At 63.3% G+C, this 20,040-nt stretch carries 16 protein-coding genes and 1 pseudogene; 15 read left to right on the forward strand and 2 right to left on the reverse strand.

Annotation, left to right across the window (positions count from 1 at the left end; genetic code table 11):
• Positions 1-52: 52 nt before the first annotated feature.
• A pseudogene (locus Q7C33_RS08290) lies at positions 53-1,246 on the reverse strand (PDC sensor domain-containing protein); the annotation flags it as partial.
• Between the two features lie 493 nt (positions 1,247-1,739).
• On the opposite strand from Q7C33_RS08290, the gene Q7C33_RS08295 reads away from it, so the two are divergent.
• The 4 genes from Q7C33_RS08295 (at position 1,740) to Q7C33_RS08310 (ending at position 7,463) form a co-directional block, all read left to right on the forward strand.
• Positions 1,740-3,188 carry an APC family permease gene (locus Q7C33_RS08295; protein WP_030141615.1) on the forward strand — a complete coding sequence of 483 codons (1,449 nt, stop codon included), beginning with the start codon at positions 1,740-1,742 and terminating at the stop codon, positions 3,186-3,188.
• Positions 3,189-3,272: 84 nt separating this feature from the next.
• Positions 3,273-4,694 (forward strand): aldehyde dehydrogenase family protein, encoded by a 1,422-nt coding sequence (locus Q7C33_RS08300; protein WP_407683175.1) that lies wholly within the window; start codon positions 3,273-3,275, stop codon positions 4,692-4,694.
• 11 nt (positions 4,695-4,705) lie between these two features.
• Entirely contained in the window at positions 4,706-6,055 is a 1,350-nt protein-coding gene (locus tag Q7C33_RS08305; protein ID WP_407683176.1) for an aminotransferase class III-fold pyridoxal phosphate-dependent enzyme, read from the forward strand.
• An 82-nt stretch (positions 6,056-6,137) separates the two neighbouring features.
• Positions 6,138-7,463 carry a hypothetical protein gene (locus Q7C33_RS08310; RefSeq protein ID WP_030141612.1) on the forward strand — a complete coding sequence of 442 codons (1,326 nt, stop codon included), beginning with the start codon at positions 6,138-6,140 and terminating at the stop codon, positions 7,461-7,463.
• 197 nt (positions 7,464-7,660) lie between these two features.
• Here the strand turns inward: Q7C33_RS08310 and Q7C33_RS08315 are convergent, their stop codons facing one another.
• Positions 7,661-8,413 carry an IclR family transcriptional regulator gene (locus Q7C33_RS08315; protein ID WP_217859686.1) on the reverse strand — a complete coding sequence of 251 codons (753 nt, stop codon included), beginning with the start codon at positions 8,411-8,413 and terminating at the stop codon, positions 7,661-7,663.
• A 275-nt stretch (positions 8,414-8,688) separates the two neighbouring features.
• Here Q7C33_RS08315 and Q7C33_RS08320 point away from each other — a divergent pair, with 275 nt between their 5' ends.
• From Q7C33_RS08320 to Q7C33_RS08370, 11 genes are all read left to right on the forward strand, one after another.
• Positions 8,689-10,230: an acetolactate synthase large subunit gene (locus Q7C33_RS08320; protein ID WP_323154937.1), complete on the forward strand. Its 1,542-nt coding sequence runs from the start codon at positions 8,689-8,691 to the stop codon at positions 10,228-10,230.
• A gap of 10 nt (positions 10,231-10,240) precedes the next feature.
• Entirely contained in the window at positions 10,241-11,731 is a 1,491-nt protein-coding gene (locus Q7C33_RS08325; protein WP_407683177.1) for an aldehyde dehydrogenase family protein, read from the forward strand.
• A gap of 26 nt (positions 11,732-11,757) precedes the next feature.
• Entirely contained in the window at positions 11,758-12,552 is a 795-nt protein-coding gene (locus Q7C33_RS08330; protein ID WP_030141608.1) for an SDR family NAD(P)-dependent oxidoreductase, read from the forward strand.
• A gap of 13 nt (positions 12,553-12,565) precedes the next feature.
• On the forward strand, positions 12,566-13,606 hold the full coding sequence (locus Q7C33_RS08335; protein ID WP_407683178.1) for a VPS10 domain-containing protein: 1,041 nt from the start codon (positions 12,566-12,568) through the stop codon (positions 13,604-13,606).
• 11 nt (positions 13,607-13,617) lie between these two features.
• Positions 13,618-14,067 (forward strand): VOC family protein, encoded by a 450-nt coding sequence (locus Q7C33_RS08340; protein WP_217859683.1) that lies wholly within the window; start codon positions 13,618-13,620, stop codon positions 14,065-14,067.
• Positions 14,068-14,081: 14 nt separating this feature from the next.
• Entirely contained in the window at positions 14,082-14,684 is a 603-nt protein-coding gene (locus Q7C33_RS08345) for an amino acid synthesis family protein (protein ID WP_198795894.1), read from the forward strand.
• 26 nt (positions 14,685-14,710) lie between these two features.
• Entirely contained in the window at positions 14,711-15,562 is an 852-nt protein-coding gene (locus tag Q7C33_RS08350; protein WP_407683179.1) for an alpha/beta fold hydrolase, read from the forward strand.
• A 14-nt stretch (positions 15,563-15,576) separates the two neighbouring features.
• Entirely contained in the window at positions 15,577-17,184 is a 1,608-nt protein-coding gene (locus Q7C33_RS08355) for a bifunctional 3-(3-hydroxy-phenyl)propionate/3-hydroxycinnamic acid hydroxylase (protein ID WP_407683180.1), read from the forward strand.
• Positions 17,181-17,945, forward strand: a complete 765-nt coding sequence (locus tag Q7C33_RS08360) for a 2-keto-4-pentenoate hydratase (protein ID WP_030141602.1) — start codon at positions 17,181-17,183, stop codon at positions 17,943-17,945. Before Q7C33_RS08355 ends, Q7C33_RS08360 begins: the two co-directional genes overlap by 4 nt.
• 187 nt (positions 17,946-18,132) lie before the next feature.
• The gene (locus Q7C33_RS08365) at positions 18,133-19,074 is read left to right on the forward strand and encodes a helix-turn-helix domain-containing protein (RefSeq protein ID WP_407683181.1); all 942 of its coding nucleotides are present in this window, start codon (positions 18,133-18,135) and stop codon (positions 19,072-19,074) included.
• 221 nt (positions 19,075-19,295) lie between these two features.
• Positions 19,296-19,964 (forward strand): GntR family transcriptional regulator, encoded by a 669-nt coding sequence (locus tag Q7C33_RS08370; RefSeq protein ID WP_323154930.1) that lies wholly within the window; start codon positions 19,296-19,298, stop codon positions 19,962-19,964.
• Positions 19,965-20,040: the final 76 nt, after the last annotated feature.

The raw sequence follows: 20,040 nt of genomic DNA on the forward strand, positions 1-20,040 counted from the left end.
GAGTGTCCCGGGACGCTTGCTGGATATCCCGGATGATTGGCTGGAGCTTGTCGAGGAAACGGTTGAAGCCGTGCACCAACTGACCGAGTTCATCGTGGCGTTCGTCGGGCAGGCGCTGGGTGAGGTCGCCGTCACCTTCGACAATGGCGTCGAGCATATGAGCCACCCGCAACAATGGCCGTGTCACGCCGTAGGCGGTGAGCCAGATGAGCAGCAGCCCAAGGCCGGCAGCCAGCAGGCCCAGGCTGAGGTTGAACCAGTTCGACTGGCGATGCTTGTCGTCGAGCTGCGCCTGCATGTGCAAGGCGGGCGCTTGCACGAGCGCTTCCGGCACGCGGATCTGCAGTTGCCAGGGGTGGCTTGCCGCGGCGGTCTGCACGGCTTGGCGCACGTCGATGGAGGCCTCCGTCACGGCGCCGCTGTGGCCGGCCACTTGCCCCGACGGGGAGAGGATGCTGACCTCGCTGTCGCCGGGATACAGGTCGTTCGCCAGGCTGGCGGCGAGTTGCTGGAGGGTATCGAGGCTGATGTCCATGCCTACCACGCCGATGACTTTGCCTTGGTCCAGCAGTGGTATGGAGATGCTGCTCATCAAGGTCTGCTTGCCTTCGACTTCAATCGCGTAGGGCTCCGTCACGCAGGTATGCCCCTGGTTTTGCGGGCAGACGTACCAGGCGTTTTCCGGCTCGCTGCCCGGTGGCGCGGTGTTGGCGCTGATCTGGGCTTCGCTGAGCACTTCCTGCATCAGGTGCCCGGGTTGGCTTTGCGACCAGTACAGGGCAAAGCGGCCTTTTTCGTTGCTGGCGAGGTCGCGCTGTCCGGCCAAGCTGGCATCCTCGGTCGCCAGGGCGTCGGGCAGCAGCACGACATAGAAACCGAGGACTTTTTCACGCTTGAGCAGCGCCTCGCGAGTCAAGCCAATCAGGTCGTGGCGCAGTTGCGCGGCCGTCAATCGTCCGTTCTGCGCCTGGGCGCGCAGTTGCAGCACCTGCTGGGCAAAACCTTCGCCATAAATCGCCGTTTCGCTGAAAAAGCGCTCAACCCGCTGACCGTGGGCCAAGGCCTGTGCTTGCAGGCCCTCCAACGCCGATTGTCCAAGTAGCTGGCTGCTTTGCCGTTTCAGCAGCGTGGCGCCTTGCTGGTTCTGATACAGCGAGGCACCGGTCAGTGCCCCGACGACCGCCAGCAGGCTCAGGCCGCTCAGAAGGGTGATCCGCCATTGGATAGAGAGACGAGCGAAAAACATGCTGAGGTTTCCTGGGCTTAGGGGTTTTTATTGTTTTGAGCCCAGCACTGTCTGAACGGTGGGCAAGGTTATCTTGCGGCAGGAAGCGCCTCCCCGTTATCCCGAATCGGCAGCGGTTGTGCGCCGAGATTGAGCGCATGCGGTTCACTTAAGGCGCCGACGTCCTTGTGGCGAGGGGATTTATCCCCGCTGGGCTGCGCAGCAGCCCCCTAACAGTCAACTCAGTATTCTGATACTCCGCGTTGCCTGCATTTAGGGCCGCTTCGCGCCCCAGCGGGGATAAATCCCCTCGCCACAGGAATGTCCTTCCCTGATGGGGCTGGCCTGTTTTGGGGCACTGCTTTTGATGCTGCCGTTTTGGGATAGCGAAGGGTTTTGGCAAGGGCATAGCATCGAAACCAGCGTGCAAGCAGAACAACAAGATTCTGGAAGCCGGTGAAGCTGGCCGACTCCGATCCAGCAGCCACTGCCTCATACAATAAGGTCAAGAACAATGAGCGTATCTTTCCCGATCAGCAGCTCGACGGAGCTGAAGCGCGGCGCACTGGGTGTCGGCTTCATCATCTTCTTCGTGATATCGGCGGCGAGTCCCTTGAGTGTCATCGCCGGCGGCTTTCCCATCGGCATCATGCTTGGCAATGGCGCCGGCACACCTGCGCTGTTGCTGCTGGCGCTGTTGGTGTTGCTGGCCTTTTCGGCGGGTTACACCGCCATGTCCCGGCACATGACCAACGCCGGTGGCTTCTACGCCTTCACCTCTCGCGGCCTGGGTGGCTTGGCCGGTGGCGCGGCAGGGGTGTTGGCGATGTTTGCCTACAACATTCTCCAGGTCGGCCTGTACGGCATGTTCGGCGGCGTGGTCAGCGGCACGATGGCCAGTGTCTTCGGCCTGGAATTGCCGTGGTGGACGTACTCGCTGCTGGCGATGGCGAGCGTTGCGATCCTCGGTTATCGCAAGATCGACTTATCGGCTCGTGTGCTCTCTGTGGTGGTGATCGCCGAGTACCTGGCGATCCTGACGCTGGATTTCGCCATCCTCAAGACCGGTGGCGACAGCGGCATCAATCTCGATTCGTTCGACCGCAGCCACGTCTTCAGCGGCACGCCATCCATCGGCCTGCTGTTCTGTTTCGCGGCGTTCATCGGCTTCGAAGCCACGACGATCTATGGAGAAGAGGCGAGGAATCCGCACCGCACGATTCCCATCGCCACCTACAGCTCCGTGCTGTTGATCGGTGGTTTTTATGCGCTGTCGGTCTGGTCGATGATCGTGGGTGTCGGGGCCGACAAGATCGTACCGACGCTGCAAGCCCTGCAGGATCCGACCACGTTCATCTACGGCCTGTCCGATCACTTTGTCGGCCCGCACCTGACCCAGATCATCCGGCTGCTGTTCATGGTCAGCATCTACGCCGGACTGCTGGCGTTCCACAATGCCGCGGCGCGTTATTTCTATGCCATCGGCCGGGACGGCTTGCTGCATAGCCGCTTGGGCACCACCCACCGCGTGCACCAGAGCCCGCACATGGGCTCGGTCCTGCAAAGCCTGATCGCCGCCGTGGTGGTGCTGATCTTCGCCGCGCTGGACGCCGACCCAATCCTGCAGTTGTTCGCCTGGTTTTCCAACCTGGCCACCCTCTGCGTGATCCTGCTGATGGCGCTGACGTCGGCGGCGGTGTTCGTCTACTTCCGGCGCCACCCGGAATTGAAGCTGGGGCTTTGGCGCGGTCGGATTCTTCCAGGCTTTGCGTGCCTGGCCTTGCTCGCGGTGCTGGCCCTTGCGGTGATTCATTTCGATGTGCTCACGGGCGCCAGCCAGCGCCTGTCCTACGGTCTCTGCGCCGTCATTCCTGTCGCGCTGGTTGTCGGCGTGTTCCTTGCCGTGCGCCTGCGCAAGGTCTCGCCGGAGCGATTCGCGGCGCTGGGTAGCCACAAGCTCTAGCCGCCACGCGAGCGCTTCACACCACACAAAAAACAACTGCGCTGTCGTTCGGGACGGTCCGGCGGCGCGTGAAAGGAAGGTTCCATGCACGATTATCAAATGCTCATCAACGGGGTGCGGGTCGACGGTGAAAACGGCCATTTCGATGTGGTCAACCCGGCGACGGGCGCTGCGTTCGCCCGATGCCCGGCCGGTTCCCTGGGCCAACTGGACCGCGCGGTCGAGGCGGCGCAATCGGCCTTTGTCGAGTGGCGGCAGAGCACCCATGAAGATCGCCGCCAACGTCTGCTGGATATTGCGACGGACATCGAGCAGGACGCCGACGCGCTGGCCCGGCTCATCGTCCTCGAACAAGGCAAGCCGCTGGCGCTGGCGTTTTCTGAAGTCATGGGCGCGGCGGCCTGGACGCGTTATGCCGCCGAACAACAGATCCCGGTGGAGCTGGTGGAAGAAACCCCGACCCAGCGCATCGAGCTGCACCGCAAGCCCTTGGGCGTCGTCGCCTCGATCACGCCCTGGAACTGGCCGTTCATGATTGCCGTCTGGCACATCATGCCGGCGCTGCGAGCCGGCAATTGCGTGATCAGCAAGCCGTCGAGCCTGACGCCCCTGAGCACTCTGCGCCTGGTGGAAATCATCGCCTGTCATGTGCCCCGGGGCGTGATCAATGTCGTGACCGGCGAACAGGGCTTTGGCAGCGCGATCACGGCCCACGCCGGTATCCAGAAAATTGTCTTCACCGGTTCGACAGCCACCGGCCAGAGCGTGATGCGCGGTGCTGCGGCGAATCTCAAGCGCCTGACGCTGGAGCTGGGCGGCAACGATGCTGCCATCGTCCTGCCCGGCACGTCGGTCGAGGCGGTGGCCGAAGAGATTTTCCAGGCGGCCTTTCTCAACATGGGGCAGACCTGCGCCGCCCTCAAGCGCTTGTACGTGCACCAATCCCAATACGAGGCGTTCGCCGACGCACTGACACTCATCGCCGCGCGCCAGGTCGTTGGCGACGGCCTGGAGCCGGAGGTCACCTTCGGTCCGGTACAAAACGCTGAACAACTGGCGCTGGTGGAAGCACTGGTGGCGGATGCCCGGGACCAGGGCGCGCGCGTGCTGTGTGGCGGCGTACGCCTGGACCGAGCGGGTTTCTTTTATCCGCCGACCCTCGTCGCCGATGTTAGCGACGGCCAGCGCCTGGTGGACGAAGAGCAGTTCGGCCCGGTGTTGCCGCTGATTGCCTACCAGGACGTCGAGGATGTTCTGCGCCGCGCCAACGCTGGCGACATGGGCCTGGGCGGTTCGGTCTGGGGCAGCGATGTGGAGCAGGCCCAGGCCTTGGCCAGTCGCCTTGAAAGCGGCGTCGCCTGGGTCAACTGCCATGCGCAGATCCAACCGAACACGCCATTTGGTGGCAGCAAGATGTCCGGGTTCGGCGTCGAGTTCGGCCTTGAAGGGTTGCTGGAATTCACCGGCCAGCAGCTGCTGTACATACGCAAGCGTGAAACACAGTGAGGACAGCAACCATGTACGAGCACTACAAGACAGCGCAAAAGAAATTCTGGCACCCGATGAGTTCGTCGGCGCCGGCCAACCGCTCCAAGACCTTGGTCATCGCCCGTGGCGACGGCAACTACATCACCGATATCGACGGCCACCGCATGCTCGATGGAGTCGGCGGCTTGTGGAACGTGAACGTGGGGCATAACCGCGCTTGCGTGAAGGCGGCCATTGCCGCACAAATGGACGAGTTGGCGTATTACCAGACCTTCGACGGTATCGCCCACCCTCGGGTGTTCGATCTGGCCGAACGACTCACGTCGATGTTCGCCCAGGAAGACATGGCGCGGGTGTTGTTCAGTTCCGGCGGTTCTGACGCGGTCGAGACGGCCCTGAAAATGGCTCGGCAATACTGGATCGCCAGTGGTGAGCCAGGGCGCACGCGCTTCCTGTCGTTGCGCAATGGCTACCATGGCGTGCACATGGGCGGCACCTCCGTGGGCGGCAACGGCGTCTATCACTACAACCATGGGCCGCTGTTGGCCGGTTGCCATCTGCTCGATACGCCGTGGCTGTACCGCAATCCCTGGGACTGCCGTGACCCGCAGGAATTGACCGCCCACTGCATTCGCCAGTTGGAAGACCAGATCGCCTTGCTCGGCGCCCAGACCATCGCGGCGCTGATCGCCGAGCCGGTGCAGGGCGCCGGCGGCGTGATCGTACCCCCCGCCGATTATTGGAAAAAATTGCGCGAAGTCTGCGATCGCCACGGCATCCTGCTGATCGCCGATGAAGTCGTCACCGGCTTCGGCCGCACCGGTTGCATGCTCGGCAGTCGCGGCTGGGGCGTCGCGCCGGACGTGTTGTGCCTGGCCAAGGGCATCACCGCCGGTTACATCCCCATGGGCGCCACGGTGTTCAACCAGCGCATGGTCGATGCCATCGAAAACGGCCCGGGTTTCACCAGCGTGATCATGCATGGCTACACCTACAGCGGACACCCGACGGCGTGCGCCGCAGCGCTGGCGGTGCTGGACATCGTCGAGGCCGAGGATTTGCCAGGCAACGCCGGCAAGGTTGGCGCCCAGTTGCTGGAGCAACTGCAGCCGTTGGCCGAACGCCATGCGCTGGTCGGCGAAGCGCGTGGCAAGGGCCTGATGATTGCCCTCGATCTGGTGGCGAACAAGGTCACCCGCGAACCGCTGGATCCCGCCAACGGCCTGGCGTCGCGGATTGCCGAGCATGCGCGCCGGGCCGGCGTCTTGGTGCGCCCGATCGGCAACAAGATCGTCCTGTCGCCACCGTTGACCCTCACATCCGACGAGGCCGGCGTGATGGTCGGCGCGCTGGACGACGCGCTCGCCAACTGCCGCTAGCCCGGCCAGCCGGCGCCGTTTGCGGTGCCGGCTTCCCAATATAAAAACAGCCTGTCAAGGCGCACCTCAAGGAGTTCAAGCCATGCGGTCTCTATCGCGTATGGGATTTTTCGGCAGTGGCCTGGCCTGCACGTTGGCGTTCTATGCCGCCAATCAGGTCCAGGCTTACGAGCTGTATGCCGATGACGACACTCACCTCAACGCCGACCTGCTGGCGGTGTTCGGCCACTTCAACAGCCGCAGGAATTATGACGGCAGGTCGGGCGGTTCGACCTGGCGCGAAGGCTTCATCAAATATGGTGTGAGCGGCGACCAGGGCCTCGCCGGCCAGGGCACCGCCTATGGCGCCTTCAGCCTGGTCAGCTCCGCCACCTGGGGCGATGGCGACGCGGCCGGCAACACGCTGGGCAGCGAGCGCACGACAAAAATCGAGGACGCCTACCTGGGCTGGCGCTCCGCCGATCTGTTCCCGCTGCTGGGGCAGGATGGTGTCGATATTTCCGGCGGACGCCAAATCGTCAAGTTGGGCAGGGGGTTCTTGATCAACGATGATGGGCCGAACCTTGGCAAAGGCCCGGCCGACGGGCGCTTGAATCGTGGCGGCGCCTATTACCTCGCTGCACGGCACGCGTTCGATCAAACCGCCGTGTTGCGCCTGGGTGGGCAGGATGGCCTACATGGCAGCGTGGTGTGGCTTAAATCGGACAACCGCGCCCAGGCCGAAACCGAACTCGCTGCCGGCACGCTGGATTACACCGCCAAGGCCGGGACACTGGGGTTGACCTGGATCCATGGCCTTGATGTGAACGACCGCTGGGCCAGCGATTTCCAGCGGCAACGCAAGGGCATGGACGTCTATAGCATTCGCGGTGAAGGCGACGCCGGTATCGAGAACGCCAGCCTGGCCTTCGAATACGCCTGGCAGGACAAGGACGCCGGCCCGCAGAACGCCTGGTACGCCGAGGCTGGCTACACCTTCGCGGATATAGCCTGGGCGCCGAAACTGACCTATCGCTATACCCGTTATTCGCAAAAGTGGGACTCGCTGTTCACCGGCCAGAGCACCGGTTACGGCACCTGGTTCCAGGGCGAGGTCGCGGGCAACTATGCCGGGCCCTTCAACAGCAACACCGGCATTCACCATGTCGGCTTGAAGGCCACGCCATTGGAGAACCTGACCCTCGGTGCGTTGTACTTCGACTACAACACCGTGCGCAAGGACAACGCCTTGAACCTGGATGCCCGTGAGCTGGATTTCTATGCCGAGTGGGCCGTGAACCAGCACTTGATCGTCACGCCGCTGATCGGCCTCTACAAGCCGGACCGGGATGCAACGACAGGGGGTAATCAAGTGGCGGGCAATGGCACCAACGTGTACAGCCAGGTAACGGTGGCCGTGCCGTTTTGAGGCAGAGGGCTGGACGGCAAAACTCCTGTGGCGAGGGGATTTATCCCCGCTGGGCTGCGAAGCGGCCCTAAAAGCCAAACAACTCGGTGTGTCAGGTAGATTGAGTTGCCTGTATGGGGCTGCTGCGCAGCCCAACGGGGATAAATCCCCTCGCCACAGGGGCATTGTTTCTCTTGAGTGAGCTGCGTCCCTGCTTTCTAGCTCATGGTAGGCGGATGCTGCATCCGCTCGGCAATCCGCCGTGTGGTCTCGACGACCATTTCAATCACGGTCTCCTGACGCAGCAATTTGAAGCTGTCAGTGCTGCCCACGGCGGAAAGGCTGCCCACCACTTCGTCGAGTCCGGGGTTGATGATCGGTGCCGCGATACCGGTCAGCCCTTGGTTGAGTTCGTCGTGGGTCAGGCAATAACCGTCCTTGCGGATCTTTTTCGTCGCCTTGGAAAAACCCGGCCAGTCATAGGGATTGTCGGGCTCGTTGGCCAGGTGCTCTTCGAACAGGCGCTGCAAGCGCCGACCTTTCTGGAACGCGATCAACACCTTGGACTGCGCGCCGCGAAAGAATGGCAACGGATGGCCGCGGCCGAACGAGAACTGGTAGGTGTCGTCGGGCTCGGCGATGTAGGTGTTGATGATGTGGCCGTCATAGAAAACGCTGGCGAACACCGCCAGGCCGGTTCGTTCGGACAGCTCGTGCATCAGCTCGCGACCGGCGACAAGGATCGGATCGTACTGACGCATCATCCAGTCGAGCTCGATGATCCGCGGCCCCAGGCCATAGCTGCCGGCATCCACTCGCACCAGCAGGCCAGCGTCACACAAGTCCTTCACGTAGCGGTACACGGTCGCCCGGGACAGGCCCATGCGCTCGGCAATGGTGTCGGGGTCGATCTTCAGTCGATCCGGGCCGAAGAGGTCCAGGACGCTCAGCATCTTGCTCAGGCTGCTCATTTCGCTCCTAAAGGGGGGAGTGGCGCGTGGGTGGCCGTTTGGGTGAGCACTATAGGTAGACACATCGATGATGAAAAGCCCGCAGGGTCGGTCTGTAGCGCGCTGTCACGGTAACTGAAGATCTGAGAAATGCAAGTTGATCGACTGGAATAAATTCATCTGAAATACGCATAAATCTCAAAATACGAGTTTATGTGTAAAAAATAGCTTGTTTTGTCGATTTCGCTGTGTGATAAATCTCAGCCATTGCAAACGCTCGATGAAGAGGGCTGGAAATGAATGGTGCGCAACTGATAGTGAAGGCGGCGGTGGCGAGCGGTATCGAATACTGCTTCGCCAATCCCGGGACGACCGAAATTCCCCTGGTGGCGGCCATGGCCAGCGCGCCAGCCCTCAAGCCGGTGTTGTCGTTGTTCGAGGGGGTCTGCACCGGCGCCGCCGACGGCTACGGGCGCATTGCCGGCAAGCCGGCGATGACCCTGACGCACCTGGGGCCAGGCTTTGCCAATGGCATTGCCAACCTGCACAACGCCCGCCGCGCCAACACGCCGATCGTCAACGTCATCGGCGACCACGCGTCCTGGCACGTCAACTACGATCCGCCGCTGGCCAGTGACATCCAGGCGTTGGCCGGGAGCGTATCCGGGTGGGTGCGCACGTCGCGCACGGCCTCTGGCGTCGGGGAGGATTTGCAAGAGGCGGTGCGTGCGGCCTGGCAAGCCAAGGGCCAGATCGCCAGCCTGATCCTGCCGATGGACCTGCAAGCCAATGCCGTGCAACACGAAAGCGCGTTCACAGCGTTGCAGGCGCCGATCCGGCGTTTTGCCGGTGACCGGATCGAGGCGGTCGCCCAGGCCCTGCGTGATGGCCGGCGCCTGGTATTTATCGTCGGCGACCAGGGCTTGTCCGTCGCAGGCCTGGAAGCGGCGGGGCGCCTGGCCCAGTTGGCGGGCGTGCGGATGTTCGCCGAGACCTTCCCGCGCATGAGTTATCGCGGTGGCGGCCTGCCGGACCTGGATCGCCTGCCGTACTTCCCCGAAGTGGCCATCGAGATCCTCGACCAATACGACGCGGTGGTGTGCGCCGGCGTCCCCGAACCCATCAGCTATTTCGGCTACGAAGGCATTGCCTCCCGGCTGGCCGAGCGTGATCGCCTGCTGTGTTTGGCCGAGGTGGGAGACGACGTGGCCGGGGCGCTCACCGCGTTGGCCGATGCGCTTGAGGCGCCGGCCCATGTGCCCACGTCGATGGGCATTGAATTGCCTGCCGCCGAGGCTGAACTGACGCCGCAGTCGGTAGGGCAGGTACTGGCCGCCTCGTTGCCGGACGACAGCATCGTTTCGGTGGAAGGCGGGACGTGCGGCTATCCATTCTTCACCGCCTCGGCCCATGCCGCGCGCCATCGGGTCTTGACCAACACCGGCGGGGCCATCGGCCAGGGCATCCCGGTGGGCTTTGGCGCCGCGATGGCCGAGCGCGGCAACAAGGTGTTCTGCCTGCAATCGGACGGCAGTGCGCAATACACCATCCAGACTTTGTGGAGCATCGCCCGGGAGCAATTGCCGGTGGTGATCCTGATCGCGGCCAACCACCGCTACGCCATCTTGCAGAACGAACTGCGCCGCTTCGGCATGACCGAGTTGGGCCCCGAAGCCCTGAGCCTGACGGTGCTGGATCGCCCACGCATCGATTGGAAGGCCCTGGCGAGAGGCTACGGCTTGCCGGCCAGCACCGTGCACACCAACGGCGAGTTGCAGCGCGCCCTGGCCAACGCCAAGGCCGACGGTGGTCCTTGCCTGATTGAAATGGCGCTGTGAGGAAGAGGATATGAGTCAGATTCAACTGTTGCCTGCGGTCGAGCAGTTCCTGTCGCAACCCGGACGCCTGTTTATCGGCGGCACGTGGCAGGACGCGGCCGATGGTCGCCGGTTTGCCGTGGAAAACCCGGCCACTGAAGACACCCTGAGCGAGGTGGCCGCCGGCGGCGAGCGTGACGTGGATGCCGCTGTCGCCGCCGCCCGTGTGGCCTTCACCGGTGCCTGGGCGCAGCATTCGCCGGCCCAGCGTGGGTTGCTGTTGTTTCGCCTGGCGGAACTGCTCGACCAGCATCGCGAAGAACTGGCGCAACTGATCACCCTGGAAAACGGCAAGCCGATCGCGACAGCCCGAGGCGAAGCGGCCAGCGCCGCCAATATCATTCGCTACTTCGCCGGCTGGCCGACCAAGATCGAAGGCAGCACGTTGCCCGTATCGCCCGCCAGCGGCGCACCGATGCTCAACTACACCTTGCGCGAGCCGGTGGGTGTCTGCGCGTTGATCGTGCCGTGGAACTTCCCGCTGACCATGTGCGTGTGGAAGCTCGGCCCGGCGCTGGCGACCGGTTGTGTCGCGGTGCTCAAGCCCGCCGAACAGACGCCGCTGGTCGCGATTCGCCTGGTGCAATTGATCGAGGCTGCCGGTTTCCCGGCCGGGGTAGTCAACCTGCTCACCGGCCTCGGCGCCCAGACCGGCGCACCGCTGGCCCAGCATCCGGACGTGGACAAGATCGCCTTCACCGGTTCGACCCAGGTGGGCCGGCTGATCGCCCAGGCGGCCACTGGCAACATGAAGAAGGTCTCGCTGGAGTTGGGCGGCAAGTCCCCCAACATCATCCTGCCGGACGCCGACATCGTCCGCGCCGCCAAGGGTGCCGCCGATGGCATCTTCTACAACCAGGGCCAGGTCTGCACCGCCGGATCGCGCCTGTATGTGCATGCCAGCGTTCTCGACCAGGTACTTGAAGAACTCCAGCGCCATGCGGCCGCCCATGTGCTCGGGCCCGGCCTGGATCAAGCCAGCAGCATGGGCCCGCTGGTCTCGGCCCGGCAACTGGGCACGGTGCGTGGCTACTTGCAGCGGGGCCAGGAGGAAGGCGCGGAGCTGATTTGCGGCGGCGACCGACCGGCCCACCTTGAACGCGGCCACTTCATTCGCCCCAGCGTATTTCTCGACCGCGCCGAGCGCGCCTGTGTCGCCCGGGAAGAAATCTTCGGCCCGGTGCTGACCGTCATGAGCTGGACCGACATCGACGAACTGGTGCTGCGCGCCAACGACTCGCCTTACGGCCTGGCCGCCGGCCTGTGGACCCGTGACTTGCGTTCCGCCCATCGCGTGGCCGCGCAGTTGAAGGCCGGCTCGGTGTGGATCAACTGCTGGAACGTCGTCGACCCGGCTTCGCCCTTCGGTGGCTACAAGCAATCCGGCTGGGGGCGGGAAATGAGCAAGAACGTGATCGATGCCTACACCGAAACCAAAAGTGTCTTCGTCGATCTGGCCTGAACCGAATAATCACAAGAGGAACTGCTATGGATCTGGAATTGAAGGGCCGCGTCGCGATCGTCACCGGCGGTGGCATGGGCATCGGCAAGGAAGTCGCGCGCTTCCTGTCCCAGGAAGGCTGCAAGGTGGTGATCTGCGCGCGGCGCATGGAATACCTCCAGCAGGCCGCCGAGGAAATCACTGCGCAAACCGGCAACGAGGTATTGCCGCTGTTCTGTGACACCAACCAGATGACGGCGGTGTCCGACATGGTCGAGGCGGCTCACCAGCACTTCGGTCGCATCGACATCCTGGTCAACGGCGCCGCCGCCCCGTCAGGTGTGGTGCGCAACGACATCGAACATGCCGGCGATGATGAATTGCTCTCGGACCTCAACACCAAAGTGATCGGCTATTTCCGCTGCGCCAAGGCCGTGACCCCGCACATGAAGGCTGGTGGCTTCGGACGGATCATCAACATCGGTGGCCTGACCGGGCGCGGCAGCAAGGTCCTCTCGGGCATGCGCAACCTGGCCATCGCCCACATGACCAAGACCCTCTCCGATCAACTCGGCCCCGCCGGCATCACCGTCAACCTGATCCACCCCGGCGTGGTCGACACCCCGCACATCCAGGAGTTGTATGAACGCGAAGGCGTCAAGCAGGGCAAGACGCCCGCGCAGGTGGAGCAGGGCTACATCGACGCGACGCCGATCCGGCGCACCCTGGCGCCCATCGAAATGGGCTGGCTGATCGGCTTCCTTGCATCCCCCAAGGCCGGCGCCGTGACCGGGGAGTCCATTGGCATCGATGGCGGCTTGACCCGCGGCATCTTCATTTGAGGAGCAACCCGTGATGAGTAACGGAACCCTTTTGGTCGCCACCGTGGGGCAGGCGATCATCCGCAGTGCCGACGATGGCCGCACCTGGCATCGCCTGGGTCTGGGCCAGGACCTGGAATTCGACGCGATCACCCGGTCCCTGAGTGTCCATCCCGATACGCCTGAAGTGATCTATGCCGGCACCGATATCGGCCTGTGCGTCAGCCGCGATACCGGCGGCCATTGGCAGCAGGTGGATGCGCCATTCAACGGGCAGACCGTCTGGAAAGTCGCGGTGGATCCCCAGGATGCCCAGCGCATTTTTGTCGGCACCGGCGCGCCTTCCCGCGCCGTGCTGTGGCGCACCCTCGACGGCGGCGAAAGCTGGGATCGTGCCCCGGTGGAGATCCCGGAGTTCTGCGACGGCGTCAGCCGGCCGCGCTTGCTGGCCTTCGCCTACGACCCGACGGATCGCAACCAGCTCTGGTTCGGCCTGGAAGAGGGCGGGTTGTTTCACAGTCGCGACGGTGGCGATAGCTGGACCCGTGTCGATGACCGCCTGCTGTGGGATTTCAATTCGGACGTGCACAACATCCTGGTGCTGCCCAACCACGGGCAAAAAGTCATCGTGGTGGTCTGCGTCAACGCCGTCTACCGCAGCCTCGACGAAGGGCAGACCTGGACCGGCATCATCGCCCGGGAAACCTTCGGCCTGTATTACGTACGGGCCATGAACGCGCCGTTGGGCAGCGAAGACACCCTCTACCTGAGCATCTCCGACGGCACCCCGGGCACGACCAGCAAAGTCCTGGTGTCGAGGGACGCTGCCATCAGTTGGGAAGTGCTGCCGCTGCCGCAGCAGCCCAACTCGTGTGTCTGGGCGATTGCCTTGAACCCGGCCAATCCTCGGCAGATTGTCGCTGGCACCAAGTACGGCCACCTGTTCACTTCCGAGAACGGTGGCGACGGCTGGCAGAAGCAGTGGCGTGAGTTCAGCGAAATCGCTGATGTGCTCTGGACGCCCGCCGTGGCGCAGATCAAGTCCGGGCATCAATCCATCGTCAAGAAGAACTGAGGTACCGCGCGATGAAAGTCGAAGTCGTTCGTACTCATCTGTCGCTGTTCGTCAGCGACCCTGAAGTGTCGGCACGTTGGTACGCCGACGTGCTGGGCATGCATGAAAGCGCCAGGGGTGAAAGCTGGATCATGATGGCGTTCGGTGCCAAGCACCACGACATTGCCTTGATCCGCGCAGAACCCGGCGCCCACCAGGGCGGCCTGGGATTGCAGCACTACGGGCTGGAGATCGCCGGGGATATGACCACCTTGCGCAAGCTCTACGGCATGTTGCTGAGCAAGGGCGTGGAGGTGGTGAAGATCACCGATCACGAGATCGGCAACGGGGTGTATTTCAACGACCCCGATGGCAACCGCATGGAATTCTTCCTCGAGTCCGAACACGACGACGCGCGCGGCAAGGCTCGCTTCAAGGCCGCTGGCGCCCCCAGCCGGCATTTCGATCTCGATCCACTTTGAATGAGGCTTCTGTTATGAAAACCGCGAATTTCGCCAGCTATCACATCCGCAAATGGTACAGCTTCGTCGAGGAAACCCTGGCCAACGAAACCGGCCAGTTGGCCGATGGCGAGCCGCTGTTCAAGTACGCCATTGGTGCGGTGATCGCCAACCCGTATGCCGGACGCTTCAGCGAAAGCCTGGCGGAGCTGGTCGAGCCTTCGCCGTTGTTGGGCCAGGAGTTTGGCCGACGCATTCGGGTAATGGCTGGGCAGCGCGAGATCGTCAGCTACGGCAAAGCGTGCCTGGTGGGTAGCCAGGGCGAATACGAGCATGGCAATGCGTTGCTGACCAACCCGGCGGCGGATCCGATCCGGGTTGCGCTGGGCGGCGGCAAGTCCTGGGTGCCGTCCACCGGCAAGCGTGGCGGGCCTGGCGTGACCATCGACGTGCCGCTGGCCCACAAGGACGCGCTGTATGTCCGTTCCCACTACGACAGCATTTCGTTGTCGTTCGGCGACGGTCCGGCGGCGGACGAATTGGTCATCATCTGGGCCTTCGCCACGCGTGGGCGGTTGCACGCGCGCCTGGGCGGCTTGCAGGCGGCGGACGTCAAGGGCAATGACGGCCTGTACTGAGGCGCGCTGATCGAGGGGAATGACCAATGTCCGAAAACAGCCAGTTTTTCACCAACCGATCGGGGATGCGCCTGCATTACCTGCGCTGGGGCAACCCATCCGGCGTTCCGGTCTTGCTGCTGCACGGGCTGCGTTCCTATGCCCAGACCTGGGCGCCCCTGGCCGATGCGCTGGGCGAGCGTTATTGCTGCCTCGCCCTGGACCAGCGCGGCCGTGGCCAGAGTGATTGGGCCGAGGCTTCCAGCTATCGCACCGACGCCTATGTGAGCGACCTGGAAGACTGGGTCGCGCACCTGGGGCTGGAGCGTTTTGTCCTGGTGGGGCATTCCCTCGGCGGCACCAACGCCCTGGAATACGCCCGGCTCAATCCCGGACGGCTGCATGCGTTGGTGATCGAGGACATCGGCCCCGGCTCGTCGATCCGCGGCGAGGGCGCCGAGCGCATCCGCCGGGAGATGAGCCAGACGCCGCTGGTCTTTCCAGACTGGGACAGCGCCGCGCAATTCTGGCGGCAATCGCGACCGGGCTTGTCGGACGACGGCCTGGCGTCGCGGTTGACCTATTCCATGAAGCAAACGCCGGAAGGCATCGTATGGCGTCACGACCAGAAAGGCATCGCCGAGGCGCGCCTGAGCATTACGCCGACTGACCTGTGGCCAGCGGTGCGAGCGCTGGATTGCCCGACGCTGTTCATTCGTGGCGCGCGTTCGGATTTTCTCCCATTGGCAACCCTGGAGGCGATGCAGGAGGCCAATGCGCAGGTGCAGACAGCGGAAATCGCCGACGCCAGCCATTATGTTCATGACGACCAGAGCGAAGTGTTCAACCAGGTCGTCGCGGATTACCTGCGCGGCCAACTCTTGCAATTACAACAATAAAGCGGTGGATAGCGATGAAGCAGGACAAAACCCAGGTCGTCATCGTGGGCGGCGGCCCGAACGGGATCACGGCGGCGCATTACATGGGGCTGTACGGGATCGACTGCATCGTTCTTGAATTGGCCGAAGGCATCCTGCCGTATCCCCGGGCGGTGGGCATGGACGACGAAGCGCTGCGCGTGCTGCAAGGCATCGGCATCGCGGAGCTGGCTGCGCGGGACATGATCTGCAACGTGCCCCTGCGTTACTACAATGCACGCGGCGTGTGCTTTGCCGAGGTCAAGCCGAGCACGGCCCACTACGGCTGGCCGATGCGCAACATCTTCATGCAGCAGTTGCTTGAAGGGACTTTGCGCGAGCAGTTGGGCAGGCATTCGGGTGTCGAGTTGCGCCAAGGCCATGAAATGCTTGACCTGGAACAGGACGAGCAGGGCGTGACCTTGCAGGTGCGCGATGCCCAGGGTGAGCTGTATCAGCTACAGGCTCAGTACGTGATCGGCGCCGACGGCGGGCGTTCCAGCGTGCGCAAGAAACTCGGCATCGAGCTGCTGGGGCTGACCCATCCGCGCAAATGGGTGGTGGTCGACACCGCCAACGACACCCTGGATGCGCCTTATACGGCCTTGCACGCCGATCCCCAGCGACCCTTCGTCTGCATCTATTTGCCGTACCAGCAGCGGCGCTGGGAGTTCATGCTGCTGGAAGGCGAGGACGAGGCCCGCATGTGCGAAGAGGCGACGATCCGCACGTTGATCCGGGGTCATATCGGCGAGGCCGTCGATCAATTGGAGATCATTCGGATCCGCGCCTACACCCACAATTCCCGGGTGGCGGCGCGTTTCGTCGAAGGTCGCGTGGCCTTGGTGGGCGACGCGGCGCACATCTCCCCGCCGTGGGCCGGGCAGGGGCTCAATTCGGGGCTGCGGGACGTGGTCAACGTGGCGTGGAAGCTGGCGGCGATTCTCCAGCGCCGGGCGTCGCCGTCGATCCTCGGCAGCTACGACCAGGAGCGTCGCGGCCATGCCACGGATCTCATTGCGCTGGCCGACAACATGGGCGCGGTGTTGGGGCTGACCAACCCGCTGATGGCCGGCGTGCGGGACTGGCTGTTCCAGGCCGTGAACAGCGTCGACAACCTTCGCTCGCACTTGCTCGAATTCAAATTCAAACCCAAGGCGACCATCACCAAGGGTCTGGTCTATCACGAGCGTGCCGAGCTGCACGAGGATGATCTGGTCGGGCAACTGTTCATCCAGCCGGCCGTGGAAGACGCCCAGGGACAGCGCCGGCATCTGGACGACGTGCTGGGACACTCGTACGCGGTGCTCGGTTATCGGGTCAATCCCGCGGCGCACCTGGGTGAAGACACCGCCGCCTACTGGGCGCGCTGGGGTACGCGCTTCATCCAGATCAATCGCTCGCGCAGCGGTGTGGGGCGCAACCAACCCTTGTCGGCCAGCGGCGCCATCTGCATCGAAGACGTCGACAATCGCCTGGGCGAGTGGTTTACCAAGGTGCGTGATTGCATCGTGGTAGTGCGGCCGGATCGGTTTGTCGCGGCGATCACCACGCCGGAGAGGCTCGACGGTGTCTTGCGCAAGTTGGCGGAGCAATTGTCATGAGGCGCGAAGACGATCTATTGGTGCGGCTTCATGACGCCGGGCGGACCGCACACCCGTTACCGTCGTTGGCGCCAGAGGCTTACGACGTGTCGGCGGGTTATGCCTTGCAGCGCGAGGCATTGCGCCGGCGCCAGGCCGGTGGCGACCGGTTGACGGGGTGGAAAGTCGCCTTTGCCGGCCGCGCGGCGCAGGAGCGTTTTGGCATTGACGAGCCAGTGTTGGGCGCGTTGACCGACGCCATGGCCTTGCAGCCCGGCGGTACGGTGCCGCTTGCACGGTTGATCCAGCCGAAGCTGGAAATCGAACTGGCGTTTGTCCTGGGGCGCGCGCTGGTGCCGGGTTTCTACAGCGATGAGGATATTCTCGCCGCCATCTCCGAGATCGCGCCGGCATTCGAAATTGCCGATTGCCGGTGGCAGGGCTGGCGTTTCGGCGTCGGGGCGTTTCTCGCCGACAATGCCGCCGCGGGGCTTTATTGCCTGGGGCCACGGGTGAGGTTCACTCCTGATCAATTGTCCCAGGTGAATTATCGGTTGGAATGCGACGGGGCGGCGTGCGGCGAAGGAAACGTCCTGGCGCGCGAGGACACGCCGGTGGCGAACCTGTGTTGGTTGGTCCGGCGATTGCTGGCGGACGGGCAATGCGTTGAGGCGGGGCAGGTGGTGCTTTCCGGGTCGTTATTGGCACCGTTGGACATCAAGACCGCTGAATACCGCTTGCACATGCTTGGCATGGAACTGGCTTTGTTTTTCCAGCGATAAGAACAATTCTCTCAAGGACGCGATGAGCCCGTGGCGAGGGAGCTCGCTCCCGCTTGAGTGCGAAGCGCTCACAGAAAGGGGTCTGTTTCGCAGCCCAGCGGGAGCAAGCTCCCTCGCCACGGGTTAATCGATTTCTTTGGATATCAGCATCGGACAATAAGCACAGCTCCACCGAGGAACAACGATCATGTTTGCCGAAGTCCGTACTTTCCATGATCCCCAGCAGCACGCCGGTTCGATCCTGGGCTGGCAGCAGGTCTACGACCAACTGGGCCGTGGCTGCCTGTCCAGCGAATTGCGGCAGGTGTGCGCCGAGCGCTTCCAGATCTTCCAGGAGGTGCTGGACAAGCGCGTGGTGCAACGCGGCAGCGCGCCGAAAGGGCGCTTGTGCATTGCCCTGTCGCTGGGCAACGCGCCGGTGGTCCAAGGGCGCCAAGTCGGCGCCCATAGTGTCGTGCTGTTGCGCGATGGCGAGGATTTTGTCTTGCACGCCCCGGAAGGCACGCACTTCTTCGCGGCCAACGTCGACACGGTGCGTTTCGCCAAGCTGGCGGCGTATGAATTGCCGGACCAGCAGCTCAAGCGCTTGAAGAGCGTTTCGCAAATCAGCGTGGATGAAGCGGTGCTGTCGAGGGTCCAGCAGCAGATCCAACCGCTGTTTCGTCACCTTTTGGAACAAGCGGACGCGGTCAATCCGGTCATGGAAAAAATCCTCGAAGACGTGCTGCTCAATGCGTTCCTCGATCTGTTCTGCCACGCCTCGGACGAGGCGCGTGGACGTCGCGGCAACGTTGCGGTCAATGCCTACCTGGTCAAGCGCTGCCAGGAAATGGTCATGGCCAGCACCGAAGTACCGTTGAGCATCCTGGATCTGTGCGAGCAACTGCGCGTGAGCCGCCGGACCCTGCAGAACAGCTTCCAGGCCGTCACCGGTATGCGTCCGGTGGAGTACCTGCGCAACCTGCGGCTCAACGCCGTGCGTCGACGGTTGATCAGCACCCGTGCGGCCGCACTGAATGTCAGCGAGATCGCCGTGGCGATGGGGTTTTTCCACCTGAGTCACTTCGCCGCCCATTACCGGGCACTGTTTGGTGAGTCGCCTTCGGACACACGCCGGGCCCCGGCTTGATGGGCGCGGTGTTACCAAACCATCCCGCCCTGCACCCATAAAAGGCAGCCGCTGAGCTGTTTGGTAGCACACCGGGTGCGACCCAGCCGGTAGCGCGCCCGCCGTTTTCCTCGACAACTTCCTCAAAATCAATCCCTTGCACAGCCAGCGGTGCGGTTGGCACGCATTCTGCTTTTATGAATCCATGGATAATTGGATACAAAAATGCAGAAGGTGCTGCCATGCAGTTTGCCCCGACCTACGCTGAACGTGCGCCAATCACCGCCGAAGAAGAAGCCTACAACTTTCTGCTCGACGCCATTTGCGGCGGTCGCCTGCGCAAGGGTGACCGGCTGATCGCGGAGGACATTGCCAATGAGATCGGCATGAGCCGGATGCCGGTGCGCGAGGCTTTCCGGCGCCTGGATGCCCAGGGGCTGGTGACGCTGCGGCCCAATCGCGGCGCGGTGGTCAGTGGGCTGGACATCGACGAACTGCACGAAGTCTTCGAAATGCGCAGCGCCCTCGAAGGCCTGGCGGTCCGCGTTGCCACGGCGAAAATCGGCGAACGCCAACTGGCCGCCCTGGAGCGCCTGCTGGACGAGATGGACGACTATCGCGAGGAAAGCGCCGAGTGGGTCAGCCGTCATCGCGCCTTCCATGAATACCTGTGCAGCCTCAGCGGTCGACCGCGCTTGCTGAAGCAGATCAGCGCGCTTTATTCGCTGATCGAAGCGCCCATGCGCCTGTGGCTGCAGCACGTCGAAAAGCCCCTGAGTGCGCGCCAGGAACACATGCTGATCCTCGATGCCCTGCGTGCGGGCGATGCCGATAAGGCCGAGGCGGTGGTGCGTGCGCACATCGAAGGCACCGTTCCTGAATTGATCGAGTTCCTGCAATCGAAAAAATAACGAGAGCGGGGGAACTAGAACCCGCCCGTGTTTTGACTTTGAGTACTGCCCGTCATTAATGAACTGGAGTGTCTGG

It is taken from the genome of Pseudomonas sp. BP11-1-1 (assembly GCF_052112105.1).
Taxonomy (GTDB): domain Bacteria; phylum Pseudomonadota; class Gammaproteobacteria; order Pseudomonadales; family Pseudomonadaceae; genus Aquipseudomonas; species Aquipseudomonas alvandae.

Bases quoted from the DNA above. Each gene is read 5' to 3' on its own strand.
- Q7C33_RS08350 (WP_407683179.1), top strand. From the start codon at position 14,711: ATGTCCGAAAACAGCCAGTTTTTCACCAACCGATCGGGGATGCGCCTG.
- Q7C33_RS08310 (WP_030141612.1), top strand. From the start codon at position 6,138: ATGCGGTCTCTATCGCGTATGGGATTTTTCGGCAGTGGCCTGGCCTGC.
- Q7C33_RS08300 (WP_407683175.1), top strand. From the start codon at position 3,273: ATGCACGATTATCAAATGCTCATCAACGGGGTGCGGGTCGACGGTGAA.
- Q7C33_RS08325 (WP_407683177.1), top strand. From the start codon at position 10,241: ATGAGTCAGATTCAACTGTTGCCTGCGGTCGAGCAGTTCCTGTCGCAA.
- Q7C33_RS08295 (WP_030141615.1), top strand. From the start codon at position 1,740: ATGAGCGTATCTTTCCCGATCAGCAGCTCGACGGAGCTGAAGCGCGGC.
- Q7C33_RS08320 (WP_323154937.1), top strand. From the start codon at position 8,689: ATGAATGGTGCGCAACTGATAGTGAAGGCGGCGGTGGCGAGCGGTATC.
- Q7C33_RS08355 (WP_407683180.1), top strand. From the start codon at position 15,577: ATGAAGCAGGACAAAACCCAGGTCGTCATCGTGGGCGGCGGCCCGAAC.
- Q7C33_RS08315 (WP_217859686.1), bottom strand. From the start codon at position 8,413: ATGAGCAGCCTGAGCAAGATGCTGAGCGTCCTGGACCTCTTCGGCCCG.
- Q7C33_RS08305 (WP_407683176.1), top strand. From the start codon at position 4,706: ATGTACGAGCACTACAAGACAGCGCAAAAGAAATTCTGGCACCCGATG.
- Q7C33_RS08340 (WP_217859683.1), top strand. From the start codon at position 13,618: ATGAAAGTCGAAGTCGTTCGTACTCATCTGTCGCTGTTCGTCAGCGAC.
- Q7C33_RS08335 (WP_407683178.1), top strand. From the start codon at position 12,566: ATGAGTAACGGAACCCTTTTGGTCGCCACCGTGGGGCAGGCGATCATC.
- Q7C33_RS08370 (WP_323154930.1), top strand. From the start codon at position 19,296: ATGCAGTTTGCCCCGACCTACGCTGAACGTGCGCCAATCACCGCCGAA.
- Q7C33_RS08360 (WP_030141602.1), top strand. From the start codon at position 17,181: ATGAGGCGCGAAGACGATCTATTGGTGCGGCTTCATGACGCCGGGCGG.
- Q7C33_RS08365 (WP_407683181.1), top strand. From the start codon at position 18,133: ATGTTTGCCGAAGTCCGTACTTTCCATGATCCCCAGCAGCACGCCGGT.
- Q7C33_RS08345 (WP_198795894.1), top strand. From the start codon at position 14,082: ATGAAAACCGCGAATTTCGCCAGCTATCACATCCGCAAATGGTACAGC.
- Q7C33_RS08330 (WP_030141608.1), top strand. From the start codon at position 11,758: ATGGATCTGGAATTGAAGGGCCGCGTCGCGATCGTCACCGGCGGTGGC.